We start from the raw sequence: 19,778 nt of genomic DNA, 5'->3' as shown, positions 1-19,778 counted from the left end.
CTCTACTCGGGTGCCACACGCTCGCGGTCGACCAGATTCAAGTGCCGGTTGAGGAGCGGCCCCACGACCGAAAGGCCTTGCGGGGTCGTCATTTGCTCGTGACTGGTAGGGATTCGGTACTCGTGTATTTCACCGATGATGTAGTCCTTCCAGCTCGCTGCGCCGGTCCGGGGGTCGAGCCCGTGATCGTGATCGTCGATGGAACCTGTCGCCGCACTGAAGTACACGACCTCGGCACCCTCCAGGGTCGACGGCCGGTGGGCGTGCGCACGATGGACGAGATCTCGGTACTCCCGGTAGAGGGTGTCGAGGTGGGCCGGAGTCAGTGACGCAAAAAGTCCACCCTTCGCACCCAGCAGTCGTGCGGCCTGCTCCGTCGTCATGGCCGGATCCCCCGCGCCGACCAACCCCACCGCGCCGAACTCGGCGACCAGCTTTGCGACCGTGGGCATCTCACCGTCGGGCTCGGCCCCGGACGGAAGGCGGCTGTCCATCATCGCAAGGGTGGACACGTCGTCACCATCACGACGAAGCTGGACCGCCATCGCGTGGGCGATCTGGCCCCCGAGCGAGTACCCGAGCAGGTGATAGGGCCCGTGTGGCTGCACCGACCGGATCTCCCGGACGTAACGGTGTGCAAGCTCCTCGAGCGAGCCGAAACGGACATCGGGATCGGTCAGCGCGGGTGAATTGATTCCGTAGATCGGTCGGTCGTTGTCGACGTACTGCACCAAACCGCTGAAACACCAGGCGAGCCCGATGGCGGGATGCACGCAGAACAGAGGGTTCCGACTGCCGGTGGCACGCAGCGGAAGTAGCACCGCGACCGCGGAACCGACGCCGTCGTTCTCGACGGTCTCGGCCTCGCGCGTCTCGATCCGGTGTGCCAACGACGCGGGCGTCGAATGCGTGAAGATCCACTCGACCGGTACCTGCGCGGAGATCGATTCCCGCAGCCGCGCGGCCAACCCGGTGGCCCTCAATGAGTTGCCGCCGAGGGCGAAGAAGTTGTCGTCCGCACCGACCCTCGCCACACCGAGTTCGGCCGCGAATGCAGCGGCCACGGTGGATTCACTGCCCTCTCTCGGCGCCCGGAATCCTGCCCTGCCGACAGCGAAGTCCGGTGCCGGCAACGCGGCACGGTCGAGCTTGCCGTTCACCGTCACCGGCAGCGCCTCGAGCACCACCACCGCCGCAGGTACCAGGTACGACGCCAGCCGCTGCCCCATGAACGCGAGAACCTCACGGACGTCGAGATCCACACCGACCTCGGGCACCACATACCCGACCAACCGATCGCCCCCGGCACCATCGCCACGGACCGCGGCCGCCGCCCGCACCACCCCAGGGCAGGCAAGCAGCGCCGACTCGACCTCACCCAACTCGACCCGGAACCCACGAACCTTCACCTGCAGGTCGGAGCGACCGACGTAGTCGAGTGTCAGGCTGCGGTCCGGTAGCCGCTGCCACCGCACGAGGTCACCGGTCCGATACATCCGCCGTCCCGAACACGCAAACGGATCCGCGACGAACCGCGACGCCGTCAAGCCCGTCCGGTTTTGATAGCCACGTGCCAGGGCTGGGCCTGCCAGATACAACTCCCCCACCACCCCGACCGGCACCGGCCGCAACCGGCCGTCGAGCACACACTCCTCGATCCCACGGATCGGACCGCCGATCGTCACCCCGTCCGCCACCATCATGCGGGCACTGGCGTTCGACTGGATTGTCGTCTCGGCCGGACCGTAGGTGTTGAACATCCGCCGGCCCGGCGCCCACCGCCTCACCAGCTCCGGCGGACACCGCTCACCACCGACCACCACGGTCCGGAGATCGTCGAGCCCCTCCGGGTCAACGGTTCCCAGTGCTGCGGGTGTCAGTGCGGCATAAGTGACCCTCTCCCGCTGCAGGATCCCCGCCAACTCTGCACCGCCGAACACCGCCGGCGGCACCACTACCAACCGCCCACCGGACCCGAACGCCCACAATTGTTCCAGCACCGCGGCGTCGAAACTCGGCGACGCAACATGCAACACCCGCGCATCCGGACCCAACCCGAACCGAACACCCTGCTCCGCCACCAGATTCGCCAACCCCCGATGCGTGACCACCACACCCTTCGGCACCCCCGTCGACCCCGACGTGTAGATCACATACGCCGGATGATCGACGTCGAGGCTCGCCGTCCGCTCGGTGTCACTCACCGGTAGTGCCGATTCCCGCACCAGCTCTGCACGGACCGTCGGATCGTCCAGCGCGAGCCACCCCACCGACCCCGGCAACCGGTCCCGCCACAGCGACAGCGTGACACCCACCACTACCGCCGAATCCGACAACATGTGCCCGACACGAGCCGCCGGATACAACGGATCCACCGGCACGAACGCCGCCCCCGACTTCGCCACCGCCCACACCGCCAACACCGACTCGAACGACCGCCCCACCGCCACCGCCACACACGATTCCGGACCGACTCCCCGACCGATCAACAACCGCGCCAACCGACTCGACCGCTCGTCGAGCTCCCCGTAGGTCCAACCCCGACCCCCGCACACCACCGCGACCGCACTCGGATCCCGCGCCGCCGACGCCGCCAACAACTCCGGCAACACCCGCCCCGAAACGGCCGGCCCACCCGACACCGGCACCAACTCGCGGAGCTCCTCCGGGGAGAGCAGATCCAGCCGGGCCAGCGGCACGTCCGGGTCGGCGACCACGGCGTCAATCACGCGCAGGACCCGCTGCAGGGTCGCCTCCATCGTGTCGTGGTCGAAGAGTTCGGGCCGGTACGTGATTCGCAGGTGCAGTCGCGTGTCCACGTCCGCAACCAGGCCTATCGGGTAGTGCGAGGCGTCGGTCCCGCTCACGTCGACCACCCGCATGCCGGCGACGTCGGTCTCCGCGGTGAGCCCGCCCCGGTCGACCGGGTAGGACTCGAACACCGCCATGGTGTCGAACACCGCCCCCGGCCCCGCCACCCGCTGGATGTCTGCCAGACGCACGTGGTGGTGATCGAGCAGCGCGGCCTGCGCCGCCTGGGTCCGGTCGAGCAGTTGCCCCAGGCTCTCCGCGGTGTCGAGCCGGACCCGGACGGGCAGAGTGTTGACGAACAGTCCGATCATCGACTCGACGCCCGTTACCTGCGGGGGACGCCCGGAGACCGTGGTACCGAACGTCACGTCCTCCCGAGACGTCAACTCGCCCAACACGATCGCCCACGCCGCTTGGATCACGGTGTTGAGGGTGATTCCGCGGGAGCGCGCGAGTGAGGAGAGGGCCGCGGTCTGTTCCTCGGTCAAGCCGCCACGCACGTCCCGCGATTCGGAGTACTCGCGGCCGGGATCGGCCGGCGCCACCAACGTCGGCTCGTCGGCGCCGGCGAATGCGCGAGCCCACTCGCCGAGTGACCGGTCGGCGTCCTGCCGGTCTATCCATGCCAGGTAGTCCCGGTGCGGGTACACCCTCGCCAACACCGCCGCCTCTGCGTCAGCGCGATAGAGCAGCAACAGTTCGCGCAAGAGCAGCGGCGTCGACCAACCGTCGAGTAGCAGGTGATGATTGGTCAGCACCAGCCGGTAGCGCTCGGGTCCGGTGGTGACCAGCGTCCAGCGGAGCAGCGGAGCCTTGGCCGGGTCGAACCGGGTCGCCCGGTCCGCGGGCAGCATCCGGCCCAGCTCGACCCGGCGCGTGCGTTCGTCCTGCCGGGAGAGATCGACCTCCGACCACTGCGCCTCGACGCGGTCCAGGACCACCTGTACCGGCCCCGCGGCGGTGTCGGGGACAAACGCGGTCCGCAGGTTCGGATGCCGATCCAGCAACGCCTGCCCGGCGCGGCGCAGGCGCGCCGGATCGACGTCCCCACGCAACTCGAGGACCAGCTGCACCACGTAGGCGTCCGCCGACTCCTCGGACACCGACGCGTGGAACAGCAACCCCTCCTGCAGTGGCGAGAGCGGCCACACGTCCGTCATGTTCGGATACCGGTCCTCGAGCCGCTCGATCTCCGCCTGCCCGAGCGTGACCAAGTCAAGATCCGACGGGGTCCGTCCACCCGTCCCCGGTGTCGCAACATACGCAACCAGCGCAACCAGCGCGTCGCGCCACAACTGTGCCGGCACACTCACCTCACGGGCGGTGAGTACCGCGCTGGGGAAGGACCAGATCGCCCGCAGCATCGGCCGACCTCCGTCGTCGAGAGTGAAGGCGTTGATGTCGAGCACCGTCGGCACCGGCATGTCCGGATTCTGCGCACCGGTCAGGTCACCGACATCGTCGACCGGGACCCAACCGGCCCCACGCCCGCCGTCGGCAATCCCGCCGTTCACCCTGCCGAGGTAGTTGAACGCGATCTGCGGCGCCGGTAGGTCCCGCAGCACCGATCCGGTGTCCTCGTTGAGATAGCGCAGCATTCCGTAGCCGATACCGTGGTCCGGGACGGCGAGGAGCTGTTCCTTGACGGACTTGACCACCGCCCCGGCCGCCGGCCCACCGGCGCACGCGTCGTCGAGATCGATGCCCGAGAGATCCAGGCGCAGAGGAAAACTCGTAGAGAACCAACCGACCGTGCGGGTCAGATCCGAGCCGGCGACCACGCTCTCCTCTCGTCCGTGCCCCTCGAGCGTGATCACCGGGTCGTCGGGAAGCAAATCGACAGCAACAGCTCCATGCTCCGCCCTCCACTTCGTCACCGCGATCGCCAACGCCGCCAGCAACCCGTCGCCCACCCCGCCGTGAAACGCCTCCGGGACTGTGGTCAGCAGAGCCTCGGTCACGTCTGGCGGTACGTCGACCTCCACGGTCCGGGTGGTGGCAACCACGTCGATCGCAGGGTCGAGGGGCCGGGATCCGATCACCGGCTCGTCCCCGGCAGCCATCGCCCGCCACAGATCGAGTTCCGCAGTCCTCTCCGGCAGGTGAGCCGCCTCGGCCAGCCCGTACGCCCATCTGCGCATCGACGTTCCCACCGGCGCAAGTTCCGGCTGTACCCCAGCCACGATCCGCGACCAGGCGTCCGCCAGCTCCGGCACCAGAACCCGCCACGACACCCCGTCGACCGCCGAATGATGGACCACCACCAGGACTCGGCCCCGCTCCGCCTCGTCCACCGGATCGAACCAGACCACCTGCATCACGATCCCTGCCGCCGGGTCGAGCCGATCCGCCGCAGCGTCCAACTCCGACGCCGCCAGCTCGTGGAACACCGCGGGTCCCGCCCGCGCGTCGAAGGGCACCCGACGAATCAGCCTGTCGGCAGGAATTGCACGGCGCGGCAACGCCTCCCACGCCCACACCCCGTCGGCACCCGAGTGCAACCGTGCGCGCAACATGTCATGGTGGTCGAGCACCGCTTGCACTGTGTTCATCAGGCCGTCCGCGCCGATGCCTGCCGGCAGATTCAGAATGACGGCCTGGGAGAAACGGCCGAACCCGGACTTTCCGCGTTCCAGCAGCCACCGCAGAACCGGCGTCAACGGGATCTCCCCGACACCGCCGCCGGCAAGCTCCTCGAGCACCTGCGTCGAGCCATCGTGCCCGAGGACGGCAACCTCCGCCAGCCTCGCCACCGACCTGCGTTCGAAGACGTCCCGCGGAGAGAACACCACTCCCGCCGACTTCGCCCGGGCCGCCAGCTGGATCGACATGATGCTGTCGCCGCCGAGGGCGAAGAACGAATCCTCCACGCCCACCTCGTCGACGCCGAGCACCTCCTCGAACAGTCCCGTGAGCACCTTCTCGATCTCGGTTCTCGGTGCCCGGAAGTCAGTCCTTCCCGCAGCGAAGTCCGGCACGGGCAACGCCGCGCGGTCCAGCTTGCCGTTTGGCGTGAGTGGCACGGTATCGAGGAACATCACCACTGCAGGAACCATGTGCGGGGCCAACCGTTCGCCTGCGAAAGCGAGAATCGCGGCCGCGTCCAACTCCACGCCCGGTTCAGGCACCGCGTATCCGATCAACCGACAGCCTGCGCCGTCGTCCTCGAGCACGGTCGCAACCGCCCGCGCCACCCCCGCACAAGCCGACAGCGCCGACTCGACCTCACCCAACTCGATCCGGAAACCACGAACCTTCACCTGCAGATCCGAACGACCGACGTAGTCGAGCGTCAGACGCCCGTCCGGACGCCGCAACCACCGAACCAGATCCCCCGTCCGATACATCCGCCGACCCGACCGCGTGAACGGATCCGCAACGAACCGCGCCGCCGTCAGTCCCGACCGGTTTCGATAACCACGCGCCAACGCCGGACCCGCCAGACACAGCTCCCCCACCACACCGACGGGTACCGGCCGCAACCTGCTGTCGAGCACACGCTCCTCGAAGCCACGGATCGGACCGCCGATCGTCACCCGCTCCGCAACCATCATGCGGGCACTCACATTCGACTGGATTGTCGTCTCGGCCGGACCGTAGGTGTTGAACATCCGCCGGCCGGGCGCCCACCGCGCCACCAGCTCCGGCGGACACCGCTCACCACCGACCACGACGGTACGGAGATCGTCGAGTCCGGCCGGATCCATCGTCCCCAACAGCGTCGGCGTCAGCGCGGCATGAGTCACCCTCTCCCGCACCAGGATCTGCACCAACTCGCCACCACCGAACCCCGTCGACGGCACCACCACCAGCCGCCCACCGGAGCCGAACGCCCACAGTTGTTCCAGCACCGCCGCATCGAAACTCGGCGACGCACCATGCAACACCCGCGCATCCGAACCCAACCCGAACCGAGAAACCTGCTCAGCCACCAGATTCGCCAACCCTCGATGCGTCACCACCACACCCTTCGGCACACCCGTCGACCCCGACGTGTAAATCACATACGCCGGATGATCGATCACCAGGGCGGACGTCCTTTCCTCGCCGACGACCGGCGATGCCGCCACACCGGCCAACCCCACCTCGAGCACCAGATCGTCCAGCACCACCCAGTCCACCGACCCCGGCAACCGATCCCGCCACTGAGCTACCGTGACACCCACCGCCACAGCCGAATCCGTCAGCATGTGCGCCACCCGAGCGGACGGATACAGCGGATCCACCGGCAGGAACGCCGCCCCCGACTTCGCCACCGCCCACACCGCCAACACCGACTCGAACGACCGCGCCAACACCACCGCCACCGCCGATTCGGGACCCACGCCCCGACCGATCAGCACTCGCGCCCACCGATTCGACTGCTCGTCGAGCTCCCCGTACGTCCACCGCCGACCCCCACCCACCACCGCGACAGCCGCCGGATCCCGCACCGCCGACGCAGACAACAACTCCGGCAACACCCTCCCCGACACACTCGACCCACCCGACACCGACGCCAACTCGCGGAGTTCCGCCGGGGAAAGCCAGGCGATGTCGCCGACTCTGGTCGAAGGCGAGGCGACGACTTCCTCGAGAATGCGGACGAATCGGTCCGCGAAGCGTTGCACCGTGTCCGAGTCGAAAATGTCGGCAGCGAAGCCAAAAGACGCCGACATCCCGAGGGGAGCGCCATCGCCGGTGCCGAACTCCTCGGCGAGGCTCAGATGCAGGTCGTAACGGGCAACCTCGAGATCGACATCGACAGGCTCGACCGTCAGCCTCGGCAGTGCCAGGCTTGGCAACTCAGTGTTCCGGAACTCCAGCATCACTTGGAAGAGCGTTGAATACGCCGTCGACCGCGCGGGATCGATGTCCTCCACCACCCGCTCGAACGGTATCTGTGCGTGAGCGAAGGCACCGAGATCACCCTCCCGTACCTGACCGAGCAGGTCGGCGAACGAACACCCGGACTTCACCTGCGTCCGCAGCACGACGGTGTTGACGAACATTCCCACCACGTCGTCGAGTGCAGCCTCGCCGCGCCCCGCCGTCGGCGTACCTACCGCAATGTCTGCGCTCCCACTCAACCTGCTGAGCAGCACGGCCAGCGCCGCATGCATGACCATGAACATGGTTGAACGATGTTCGCGCGCAAGGTCTCGCAGCCGGTAGTGCAAGCGCGCACCGATCTCGAAATGCACTTCCTTCCCCTGCCCCGACCGCCGCACCGGGCGCGGTCGGTCCGTCGGCAACTCGTCGGACATCGGCATCCCCGACAGCGCCCGCCGCCAGTAGACCAACTCGCGTGCGACCAGCGAATCGGGGTCGGACTCGCTGCCGAGCATGCGACGCTGCCACAGGGTGTAGTCGGCGTAGTGCACTGCCGGTGGTGGCCAGTCCGGTGCCCGCCCGCGCAGGCGGGCGGTGTATGCGACCGCCAGGTCCCGGGCGAGCGGCGCCATCGACGAGCCGTCCGCCGCGATGTGGTGCACCACGATCACCAGCACATGCCGATCCGGTCCGATCCGACACAGTGTTGTCCGCATGGGCATCTCGTCGGTGACATCGAACCCGGCGGCGGCGCACCGCGCGAGGTGCGCACGCAGCGCCACCTCGCCGGACACGGACACCGGCGTGAGGTCAGGATGCACTTGTGCAGTCGGTACCACCACCTGGCGGGGACCGTCCGCGGACTCGGGGTAGACGGTCCGAAGCGTGGCATGCCGGTCCACGACGTCGGCAAGCCCCAACCGCAGGGCATCGATGTCCAAGTCGCCCGACAACCGGAGTGCGATGGGAATGTTGTAGGCAGGCGACGACGTATCCAGTTGGTTGACGATCCACATACGCTGCTGCGCAAGGGATATCGGAACACTCTTGGGCCGGCTACCTGAAACCAGTGCCGGTCGGGCCGACGATCGTGCGTCACTGCCGTCGATCCGGGCCGCAAGCGCGGACACGGTGGGCGCCTCGAACAGGTCCCGGACATCGATGCTCCGATCCAGCGCTGAGTTGATCCGCGCCACCACCTTGGTCGCGACAAGGGAGTTTCCGCCGAGATCGAAGAAGTCGGCATCGCCACCGAGGTGATCGAACCCGAGCACCTCGGTGAAGGCGACTGCGAGCGCCTCCTCGGTCGGCGTTCGCGGCGGCCGGGACTCCGCGCCCGACGTCCCGAAGTCCGGTGCGGGCAGTGCGGCACGATCCAGCTTGCCGACCAGCGTCAGCGGAAGGTGGTCGAGCATCGTGATTGCCGCCGGCACCATGTATTCCGGCACCGCCGCACGAACCCGGGCCATCAGCTCGGCAGGGTCGGGGAGGTGCTCACCGGCGGGGAGCACGTAGGACACCAGGACCGGGTCGCCCGTCGGTCCGGCACGACTGAGTGTCGCGGCGAATCTCACGAACGGGTGGGCCGTCAGAGCCGCATCGACCTCGCCGGGCTCGATCCTGAAGCCACGAATCTTGACCTGGAAGTCGGTCCGGCCCACGTACTCGAGCTCCAGGCCCGTGTCCCGATCGTGCCGCCACCTCACCACGTCCCCGGTGCGGTACAGGCGTTGTCCCGGTGTGCCGAACGGATCGGCGACGAATCGAGCGGCGGTCTGACCGGCCTGATTTCGGTACCCACGCGCCAGACCCGCACCGGCCAGGTACAACTCCCCCGCCACACCGACCGGCACCGGCCGCAGCCGCGTGTCGAGCACCAACTCCTCGAAACCTCGGATCGGGCCGCCGATCGTCACCGGCTCCCCCGCCGACCTGACCACTCCGAGATTCGCCATGATTGTCGACTCCGTCGGGCCGTATGCGTCGAACATCGTCCGCCCCGGCGCCCACCGCGCCACCAACTCCCGAGAGCACGCCTCACCCGCAACGACGAGACACCGCAACGAACCGTGGCCCGCGGGGTCGACCGACGCCAGTGCCGACGGAGTCAGAACCGCATGGGTGACGCGGGCACTGTCGAGCAGCACCGCCAGGTCGCCACCGCCGTACACCGCCGGTGGCGTGATCACCAGCCGCCCACCCGACGCGAACGCCCACACCAGCTCGAACACCGACGCGTCGAAACTCGGGGATGCGAAGTACAGCACCCGCGCACCGGGCCCCGTCGCGAATCGGTCGCGCTGTTCGGCCGCCAGGTCCGCCAACCCCCGATGCGGCACCACCACGCCCTTCGGAGCCCCCGTCGACCCGGATGTGTAGATCACATAGGCCGGATGGTCAGGTGCCAGTGCCGAGGTCCGATCCCCGTCGGTCACCGCCGTCGCGGGAGAACCCGCCACCTCCGCCTCGACCGCTTCGTCGTCGAGCGCCAGCCACGGCACGGTCCGGGGCAGCTCGCTCGACGCATCCTCGCTCGTCAGCCCCAGGACGGCGCCCGAATCGGCAAGCATGTGCTCGAGCCGAGCCGACGGATACCCCGGATCCAGCGGAACGAAGGCCGCACCGGTCTTGGTGACGGCCCACACCGCCAGGACCGACTCGAGCGAACGCGGCAGTCCCACCGCCACACACTTCTCCGGCCCCACGTCATGACCGATCAGCCAGCGTGCCAATCGGTTCGACCAGCTGTCGAGCTCGCCGTACGTCCAACTCCTGTCGCCGTACACCGCCGCGACCGCGTTCGGGTCCATGACCACCGACGCCGCCAACAGCCCCGGCAACGTCGTCGCGGGCAACGCCGCCAACCCGGTCGCCGGCGCCAACTGCTCGCGCTCCCCGAGTGCAAGCACATCGATGTCGCCGACCGGGGCCGACGGATCTGCTGCCGCATGCTCGAGAATGCGCACCAGCCGATCCGCGAATGCCTGCACTGTCGCCGAGTCGAACAGATCGGTGGCGAATGTGATGTCGACCGACAGTCCCGACGGTCGACCGGAGTCGGTGAAGCTCTCGCCTACGGTCATCTCCAGATCGCAGTGCTCGGGACAGCAGGTGTCGGCTGCCGTGACAGATACGCCGGCGACCGCGGTCCGCTCGGTACGATCGGGACCAAGGACCACCTGGACGAGCGGCGGGCAGGCCGTCGAGCGGTCCGGGGCGAGCGCCTCGACCACCCGGTCGAACGACACCCTCGTGTGCGCGAATGCGTCGAGTTGACACTGCTTCACCCGGTCCAGCAGGTCCGCAAACGGGAGTCCCGGATCCACGCGGGTCCGCAACACCACGGCATCGACGAACGCGCCCGCCCCGTCGCCCAGCGCTGCCTCGCCCCGTCGGGTGATCGGCGCACCCACCGCGATGTCGCCGGAGCCACTCACCCGGGCCAGCAGGGCCGCCAGCCCCGCGTGCATCGTCGTGAACATTGTCGAGTCGTGCTCGCGAGCGCACTGCCGCAGCTTTCGATGCAGTTCCGCACCGATTGCGCACCGCAGGCTTCCGGACTCCGAACGGCGCTGTTTCGGCCGCGGCCGATCCGTCGGCAGCCCGAGCAGTACCGGCAATCCTTCCAGCGTGCGTCGCCAGTAGTCCAGGTCCCGCGTTGCCTCCAGCCGGCGCTCCCCTTCCCTGGCGCTGTCACGGTGGATCGTCGCTGTCGGTGACTCCGGTCCGGACGCCACGAACTCCTCGATCAGACCGACGAACCGCTCGTGATGGAGCTTCAACTCGTCGATGCGGTACCGGCGCGGATTTCCGCGAAACTCGACGAACGTCTTTGCGGGTGTACCGCTCTGGTAGACGTTGATCAGCAGGTCCTCGACCGGACCGGAGGTGAGCACATGAAATTCGCCGGTCACCGAACCGAATCTGAGCTCCTGGCGAAAGAGCATCACGTTGACCATCGGCCCGGCTGTCTGGTGAGCCTCGGCACCGACGCTCGCCCCGCGCGCCATCTCCGCGAGATCGCCGCGCTGGTGCCGCAACGCGCCCATCAGTTCCAGACCTACCCGTTCGACCAGATCACCCACGGTGTCGCCGGGACGGACCCGAATCCGGAGCGGCGCGACGTTGACCAACATGCCACCCGAACGGCGCAGCACCGCAGTGGTCCGCCCGGACACCGGGACATCCACGCGGACGTCCTGCCGACCCGTCATCCGCGAGAGGTAGCAGGCGAACGCCGCGATGATCACCGCGGCGGACGTTCCGCTCGCCCGACCCTCGGAGTCCTCCAGCCGAGCGACCGTGTCCTCTGCGAGTGACGTGGTCACCAGCATGTCGCGGGCCGCCGCAGTGGCGTGCCGGTCGGCCAGAGTCGCGGCCTCCGACAGTTCCGCGAGCCGCTCGCCCCAGAACGCACGGTCCGCCTCGTACCGGCCGGAGGCCCGGTACCGGCAATCAAGTTCGTACAGTGTCCGCAGATCGGCAGCCCTGCTGGGTTCCGGATCCCTGCCCGCCGCCGCAGCCGAGTACAGGGCCGCGATCCGGTTGACCATCGTCATCGCGGCATACCCGTCCAACGCGACGTGGTGGGCACGGCCGTACCACAGGTACTGTGCGTCGCCGACCCGCAATATCGACGACACCACCAGAAGGTCGTGCATCGGATCCACCGGACTCGACCAGTCCTCGCGCATCCATGCAACAGCGGCTGCCATCGGATCGCTCTCGCTACGAAAATCAATGAACCCCAACGAGTTGTCCAACGACGGGTCAACAACTTGCCTGGGCTCCCCGTCGACCTCGATCAGTCGGAGGAAGGCCCACTGAACCTCGCGCCCGGCGGTGACGGCCGCCCACCGGAACAGGTCGAGATCGAGGTCTCCGTGGAACTCCACGAACTGGGCGATGCAGCGGGGAAGGTGCGGGGCAAGTTGCTGCGCGAGCCAGACCTCGTACTGCGCCGACGACAGCGGAAATGGCTCCAGGGAAGCAACTTCTGTGGAAGAAGTCCCGGATCCGGGTGCCGTCGGCGCCGCTTGCTCGTCCATCGGAGTGCAATCTGGTCATGTCCTCGTCGCGACCTGGCTGTCGCGGTGGGGTAGCCGGCCCGCGATGAATGCACGGGCGCATTGGCTCGGTAGGCGGCACGTCCGAGGGACAGGCCGTCGACGCACGATGATGCCGACCTGTCCGGCGAGTGTCCACATCCGAGCAGCGGTGGAGTCTCCCCGCACGTACATGCCGACCGCGCCACCGGGTCCGGGGTGGTGAACGACGCCTTTGACGTCGCGGGCCACATGGTGGCCGCTCACCCATTTTGTCAGGGGACTCGACGCGCGGCAACCGACCGAGGCGCTCCGTGCCAACAACGACTGGCGCGGCTAGCCTGGAACCGGCGACCGCGACACGCGGCCAGAGAGATCCGAAAACCATGAGTACCCAACATCGACTTGTCCAGGTGTTCGCGGAATTGGCGGACACCGTGGTACCCGGCTTCAACACCGTCGGCTTTCTGCGCACCCTCACCGAGCGGACCGTGGAGTTGGTTGCGATTGACGCTGCCGGCATCCTGCTGACAGATGAGCGCGGACACCTGGCCTCGGAGGCGTCCACCACCGAGTCGGCACACACCCTCGAACAGTTGGAGGTGGCGGACGCCTGTGGTCCCTGCTACGACTGTTTCACCATGGGACGCCCCGTCGTCAACCTCGACCGGGACGCTGCCCGGGCACGCTGGCCACGGTTTCAGCACCTGTCCGGGGAGGTCGGCTTCGGGGCTGTCCATGCCGTTCCGTTGCAGCTGAGAAGCCAGGCGCTCGGGTCGCTGAACATGTTCTGCACCGCCGCCGACACCCTCTCCGCGGAGGACGTCGACATGAGCCGTGCGCTCGCGAACATCGCCACCATCGGCCTGCTGCACGAGCGCACCGTGCGGGGCGCACAGACGGAAGCTGCTCAACTGCAGCACGCGCTGAGGAGCCGGATCGTCATCGAACAGGCCAAGGGAATGCTCGCCGAACGCGCCGGATGCACCCCGGCGGTGGCATTCGACGCGCTCCGCCGCTACGCCCGCACCCATGGTCGACCGCTCCACGACATCGCCGCCGAAGTCGTCGACGGCCCCCTGACTCCGCCGACGTCCGGTTGAGCCCCGCGCCGCACCGAGCCGAGAAGCGCCCGCTCATCGCCCCGGCGAAACTCCGGATCCGACACGCCAGGATTGGCGAGTTGATTGCGCCGGATACGGCGTCGGAGCATGGTGGGGGCAGAACGCAAACCTGCCGGCGGCTCGGAGATCGCATTTTCCGCGAGGCGCCTGCCGGCACCGGGAACAACTTCGCCGGAACGGAACGGGGTGCCGGGGGTGGACTTCCAGGCCTGGTGGGACTTCATGTCCGCGCGCCGCAGCCAGCTGCTCACCGACTCGTACCTCCACGTCAGTGCGGTGGTGCAGTCAGTCGTGATCGCGACGATCATCGCCGTCGGCATCGGAATCCTGGTGTACCGCAGCCCAATCGGTTCCGCCGTCGCCACCGGCCTGGCGAGCACCATCCTCACTGTGCCCTCGTTCGCCCTGCTGGGCCTGCTCATCCCGATCCTCGGCCTCGGCGTGCGTCCGACCGTCACCGCGCTGGTCCTCTACGGACTGCTGCCGATCATCCGGAACACGATCATTGGCCTGGCCTCCGTCGACCCCGCCGTCACCGACGCCGCCCGGGGCGTCGGCATGAACCGGCTCCGCGTGCTCGGCCGGATCGAGTTGCCGCTCGCGTGGCCCGCCATCCTCGCGGGCATGCGGGTCAGTACCCAGATGCTGATGGGCATCCTCGCCATCGCCGCCTACGCCAAGGGTCCCGGCCTGGGCAACCTGATCTTCTCCGGCCTCTCCCGGGTGGGCAGCCCGACCGCGGTGCCCCAGGCCCTGACCGGGACCGTGCTCATCGTCATCCTGGCCCTGATCCTGGACGCGCTCTACGTCCTGCTCGGCCGACTCACCACCTCGAGGGGGATCCGTTGACCGACACCGCATCGCGCGACGACACCGCCGCGCAGCACAGCAGCACGCACGGGGTCGAGATCGTCCTCGACGACGTGGTCAAGCGCTACCCCGGCCAGGCCGAGGCCGCGGTCGACCACGTCTCGATGACCATCCCCGCCGGCGAGACGGTGGTGTTCGTCGGGCCCTCCGGATGTGGGAAGACCACCACCATGCGGATGATCAACCGGCTGATCGAACCATCGTCGGGACGGATCACCATCGGCGGCCAGGACGCGCTGTCGATCGACCCCGACCAACTGCGCCGCGGCATCGGCTACTCCATCCAGCAGGCGGGCCTGTTCCCGCACCTGACGGTCGCCAAGAACGTCGCGACCGTGCCCGGGCTGATGGGGTGGGACCGCAAGCACATCGCCGAACGGACCGACGAGATGCTCGACCTCGTCGGCCTCGACCCCGACACCTACCGGGATCGCTTCCCGCGCCAACTCTCCGGCGGCCAGCAGCAGCGCGTCGGGGTTGCCCGCGCGCTGGCGGCGGACCCGCCGGTGCTGCTGATGGACGAGCCGTTCGGCGCCGTGGACCCGATCACCCGGGGCCTGTTGCAGGACGAGTTGATGCGGCTGCAGTCCGAGCTCGGCAAGACCATCGTCTTCGTCACCCACGACTTCAACGAGGCAGTCAAGCTCGGCGACCGGATTGCGGTGCTGGGCAGCCAGTCTCACATCATGCAGTACGACACCCCGGAGGCGATCCTGGCGAACCCCGCCAACGAGATGGTCGCCGGGTTCGTCGGGGCCGACGCCTCCCTCAAGCAGCTGACGCTCAGCCGGGTCCGGGACGTGCGGCTGATCCACTGCCCGACCGCCCACGAGGACGGTTCCGTCGACGAGATGCGCCGGGCCCTGCTCGCCCGCAAGCGTCAGTGGGGCCTGATCCTCGACGCCCGCGACCGCCCCGTCCGCTGGGTCTCCCCCGCGCACCTGGCGACCGTGAATTCGCTTCGCGACGTGGGCGATCCGGTCGGCGAGATCGTCTCGGTGCAGTCCACGCTGCAGGATGCCCTCGAAGCCCTGCTCGCCGAGTCCAGCGCGTCCACGGTGGTGACGGGCATGCACGGCGAGTACGCGGGCCTCATCACCATCGACACCCTGGTCGACACGCTGCGACAGCTGCGGGACGAGCACGCGGACGACCACGACGACGCGTCCGGCCCGGACCCGACAGACGTCGACGAGCCTGGTGGGGCGCACCGGGCTCCCGAGGAGCCGGCCCCGTGAGCACCGACACCTTCCCGCTGGGCCCTGCGCCTGAGGCGGCCGACGGTGCGAGCATCGCCGCCACCGATGCGGCCGTCGTCGACCATGCCGCCGAGCGCCGGGCCGAACGGATGCGCCTGCTCGCCCAGCCGGTACTGGTGTTCCTCCTGGCCGGTGGCGTGCTGGTGTGGGCGTTCAGTCGCGACCTGACCGCCACCCAGCAGGCCAGCATCAGCGTGGCCAATCTGGCGACCCTGACCTGGCAGCACGTGCTGATCACCGTGGCCGTGGTGGTGATCGTGCTGGTGCTGGCGGTGCCCCTGGGCACGCTGCTCACCCGGCCGGGCTGGACCCGGCTGGCGCCGGTGTTCGTCGGCATCGCGAACATCGGTGCCGCGGCCCCGGCCATCGGCCTGCTGGTGCTGTTCTACCTCGCGACCCGGACCACCGGATTCTGGATCGGGGTGCTGCCGATCGCCTTCTACTCCCTACTTCCGGTGCTGCGCAACACGATCCTCGGCTACCAGCAGGTCGATCCCGCGCTGATCGACGCCGGGCGCGGCCAGGGCATGTCCGCGCGCACGGTGCTCCGCCGCGTCGAGTTCCCGATGGCCGTGCCGTACATCCTGGCCGGCCTGCGCACCTCGCTGGTGCTGGCGGTCGGCACCGCGACGCTGTGCTTCCTGGTCAGCGCCGGCGGGCTCGGCATCCTCATCGACACGGGGTACAAGCTGCGCGACAACGTGACCCTGGTCGTCGGCGCCGTCCTCGCGGTCTCGCTGGCGCTGCTCGTCGACTGGCTCGGGGCCCTGGCCGAGGTCTACCTCGGCCCGAAGGGGCTGCGCTGACATGGCCCGCCTGCGGAGCACCCTGTTACGAAAGACCGCGACGTATCTGACGGTCGCGGCAACCGCCGCCGCGCTCGCCTCGTGCGGGCTCGAGTCCGGCAGTGCGCTGCCGCTGAAGGTGGGGCCCGGCTCCATCACCCCGGTCGAGGAGTTGGAGGGCGTGCCGATCACGGTGGGCTCCAAGGACTTCACCGAGCAGATCATCCTCGGATACATGATCGAGTTCGCGCTGTCCGCGGCGGGCGCGGACATCCGCGACCTCACCAACATCCAGGGCTCCAACAGCACCCGCGACGCGCAGGTCCACGGCCAGATCGACGTCACCTACGAGTACACCGGCACCGGTTGGATCAACTACCTGGGCCACGAGCACCCGATCCCCGACCCCACCGCGCAGTTCGAGGCGGTGCGCGACGAGGACCTCGCCCGCAACGGCCTGGTGTGGACCGACCCCGCACCGATGAACAACACCTACGCCCTGGCCACCAGCCGGGCCACCGCCGAGGCCACCGGGGTGCGGACGCTGTCCGAGTACGCCGATCTGGTCAAGCGCGACCCGGCCGCGGCGACCACCTGCGTCGAGACCGAGTTCAACGTCCGCCAGGACGGCTATCCCGGCATGGCCGCGGCGTACGACTTCGATCCGGCCAAGGCGCAGAAGCAGATCCTGCAGACGGGCATCATCTATCAGGCCACCGCGGACGGCACCCAGTGCAAGTTCGGCGAGGTGTTCACCACCGACGGGCGCATCATCGCGCTGGATCTGGTGCTGCTCGACGACGACCGCTCGTTCTTCCCGAAGTACAACCCGGCGCTGATCATGCGTGAGGGCTTCGCCCAGGAGCACCCGCAGGTCGCGGAGGTGATGGCGCCGATCTCCGCGGAGCTGACCGACGAGGAGATCACCGAGCTGAACCGGCGCGTCGACGTGGAGGGCCAGGAGCCGGCCGACGTGGCCCGACAGTGGTTGGTGGACAAGGGTTTCGTCACCGCCGTCGACTGATGCCGCAGTCGCCGCACCCGCCGACTGCGGGTGCGCCCCTTCTCCTGTCCAGCCGACCGTCAGGCTTGCGCGCCGCCGGCGCTGCCCGCGAGCGACGCCGACCCGCTCATGACGTCTCCCGCGCCGCTGAGCAGTGCGCCGAAGTCTCCCAGGGCGCTGAGCAGGCTGATGAACTGATCGAACTCCATTGTTGGCCTTTCCACATGGTGGTGCTGATGGAGCGGTGCCGGAATGCTTCCCGACCCGCACCGCAGACACTAAATGGAAATGACAACCAATAACAAGTAGTGGGAGATGCATGCGTCGGCACCAGTCCGCGGCGAGGCAGCTCAGCCAGGGCGACCCGAGTCGGGTGCAGCCGACACGGAGATCCGGCACGGAGTCGCCGACGGAGAGGTAAGCCGTGATGCGAAGTCCGTCTCGACAATTCGGGAAATGACCGATACTCATCTCGACATCTCAACCTGTCCAATTTTGTCGCGAGACTCGGTGCCCGCGGCAACTTGCTGCCCCGGTCCGCGGGCGGCGCCCGCAAAAGGAGAGTCGATTGAATACGTTCCAGAAGGTTTCTGCCGCAACGAACAAGGTGGTCGTCGCGGCCATGAAGATCCCGGCGCTCGCGAAGGTCCTCGGCCGATCGATGGTCGTGATCACCTACACCGGACGCCGGTCCGGCAAGACCTTCAGCCTGCCGGTGACACCCACCCAGAAGGGGAACGAACTCGTCGTCGGGGTCGCCCTGCCCGACAAGAAGAACTGGTGGCGCAACTTTCTCGGCGCCGGTGACCGGGTCACCGTCACCCGGGCGGGGGTCGATCGCCCGGGGCATGCCGTCAGTACCCGCAACGACGCGGGACAGGTGTCGGTGAAGGTGACGTTGGACCCGACGAGCTGAGGGCCGCCGGCCCCGATTCGAAGCGCGAACCGGTCGCGGCCCCTCCGACGACTGGTGCGTCGAAGGGTCGCCGCGGCCGGCCCGCAAACTGGTCGCTACCGTCAGCCCAACGAGCCGAACAGGTCGGTCAGCGAACCCAGCGAGTCCAGCGATCCCGTTCCGGGGTCCGGCGGCGCGTCCGGGCCGTGAATCGCCAGCGTGTTGCTGCCGCCGGCGGCGATCGCCGTGTACTTGCGACCCTCCGGCGGAGCCGGGATGTCCAGCTGACCCTTCGTGTTCTCACCCACGGCCACGACCTGCCCGGTCGCGGTCAACGCCGCCGAATGGAAGCTGCCCGCGGAGATCGCCGTGTACGTCTGACCTGCCGGGAACGTCCCCTGTCCGGTACTACTCGACCCCCAACCGACGACCTGGCCACCGGAGGTCAGGGCGAGCGAGTGGAACGAGTCCGTGTCGATCGCCGTGTACGTCTGGCCCGCGGGGGCCTCCGGGACCGGCTGATCCTGCGGCAGCGAACCCCAGGCAACCACCTGACCGCCCGAGGTCAGCGCCAGCGAATGCCAGTTGCCCGCCGCGACCGCCGTGTAGGTCTGTCCCGGCGGCGGCGGCGGCACGTCGGCCTGGCCGCTGTCGTTGTTGCCGAACGCGACGACCTGACCGGCCGAGGTCAGCGCGAGCGAATGGCGGAAGCCCGCGGAGATGGCCTTGTACGTCTGCCCCGCCGGGAGCGACGGGGCGACCCGCTGCCCCCAGTCGTTGCTACCCGTGCTGAGGATCTGGCCCGCCGAGGTGAGGAGCAGGGTGTATGCACCGCCCGCCGATATCGCGGTGTACTTCTGGCCCGCCGGCAGCGGCGGGAACGCGAACATCCCGAGTTGGGGCAGGCCGAACCCCTGGACCTGCCCGTCCGAGGTCAGCGCGATCGAGAACAGTCCGCTCGTGTCCACCGCGGTGAACGTCTGCCCCGCCGGGACTGCGGGCGGGGTCACCGCCCCGTAGGTGTTGTCCCCGGCCCCCACGATCTCCCCGCCGGGCAGCACCGGCACACCCACCGGCACGGCCCCCGAGGTCCCCACCAGTCCTGCCATCGTCGCCAGCGCGAAAAGTGGCGTGACCAGGGCTCGGCGTCTCCATCTGGACCTGGTGTCCGAGT

Annotated in this window: 9 protein-coding genes; 6 read left to right on the top strand and 3 right to left on the bottom strand. The window is 68.6% G+C overall.

Annotation, left to right across the window (positions count from 1 at the left end; genetic code table 11):
- Positions 1-2: 2 nt before the first annotated feature.
- Positions 3-12,671: an amino acid adenylation domain-containing protein gene (locus AC1DWC_RS23020; RefSeq protein ID WP_477911761.1), complete on the bottom strand. Its 12,669-nt coding sequence runs from the start codon at positions 12,669-12,671 to the stop codon at positions 3-5.
- Positions 12,672-13,054: 383 nt separating this feature from the next.
- Between AC1DWC_RS23020 and AC1DWC_RS23015 the strand changes: the two genes are divergently transcribed.
- The 5 genes from AC1DWC_RS23015 to AC1DWC_RS22995 all read left to right on the top strand — a co-directional run bounded on the left by AC1DWC_RS23015 (position 13,055) and on the right by AC1DWC_RS22995 (position 17,730).
- Complete coding sequence (locus AC1DWC_RS23015) at positions 13,055-13,771, top strand: ANTAR domain-containing protein (RefSeq protein WP_477911759.1); 717 nt, start codon at positions 13,055-13,057, stop codon at positions 13,769-13,771.
- A 243-nt stretch (positions 13,772-14,014) separates the two neighbouring features.
- Positions 14,015-14,641: an ABC transporter permease gene (locus AC1DWC_RS23010; RefSeq protein ID WP_477911780.1), complete on the top strand. Its 627-nt coding sequence runs from the start codon at positions 14,015-14,017 to the stop codon at positions 14,639-14,641.
- Positions 14,638-15,900: an ABC transporter ATP-binding protein gene (locus tag AC1DWC_RS23005; RefSeq protein WP_477911757.1), complete on the top strand. Its 1,263-nt coding sequence runs from the start codon at positions 14,638-14,640 to the stop codon at positions 15,898-15,900. The genes AC1DWC_RS23010 and AC1DWC_RS23005 overlap by 4 nt, the downstream gene beginning before the upstream one ends.
- Positions 15,901-16,010: 110 nt before the next feature.
- Positions 16,011-16,727 (top strand): ABC transporter permease, encoded by a 717-nt coding sequence (locus AC1DWC_RS23000; RefSeq protein WP_477842343.1) that lies wholly within the window; start codon positions 16,011-16,013, stop codon positions 16,725-16,727.
- A 1-nt stretch (position 16,728) separates the two neighbouring features.
- Positions 16,729-17,730 carry a glycine betaine ABC transporter substrate-binding protein gene (locus AC1DWC_RS22995; RefSeq protein WP_477911755.1) on the top strand — a complete coding sequence of 334 codons (1,002 nt, stop codon included), beginning with the start codon at positions 16,729-16,731 and terminating at the stop codon, positions 17,728-17,730.
- Between the two features lie 59 nt (positions 17,731-17,789).
- Here AC1DWC_RS22995 and AC1DWC_RS22990 read toward each other — a convergent pair whose 3' ends face one another.
- On the bottom strand, positions 17,790-17,918 hold the full coding sequence (locus tag AC1DWC_RS22990) for a hypothetical protein (protein WP_255312568.1): 129 nt from the start codon (positions 17,916-17,918) through the stop codon (positions 17,790-17,792).
- Positions 17,919-18,277: 359 nt separating this feature from the next.
- On the opposite strand from AC1DWC_RS22990, the gene AC1DWC_RS22985 reads away from it, so the two are divergent.
- Positions 18,278-18,625 (top strand): PNPOx family protein, encoded by a 348-nt coding sequence (locus AC1DWC_RS22985; protein WP_477911753.1) that lies wholly within the window; start codon positions 18,278-18,280, stop codon positions 18,623-18,625.
- Positions 18,626-18,726: 101 nt separating this feature from the next.
- Here the strand turns inward: AC1DWC_RS22985 and AC1DWC_RS22980 are convergent, their stop codons facing one another.
- On the bottom strand, positions 18,727-19,713 hold the full coding sequence (locus AC1DWC_RS22980; RefSeq protein WP_477911751.1) for an RCC1 domain-containing protein: 987 nt from the start codon (positions 19,711-19,713) through the stop codon (positions 18,727-18,729).
- Between the last annotated feature and the right edge of the window lie 65 nt (positions 19,714-19,778).

The sequence above is a fragment of the Rhodococcus sp. P4_C10 genome, from assembly GCF_056402135.1.
This window is presented reverse-complemented; position numbering and strand designations above follow the sequence as displayed.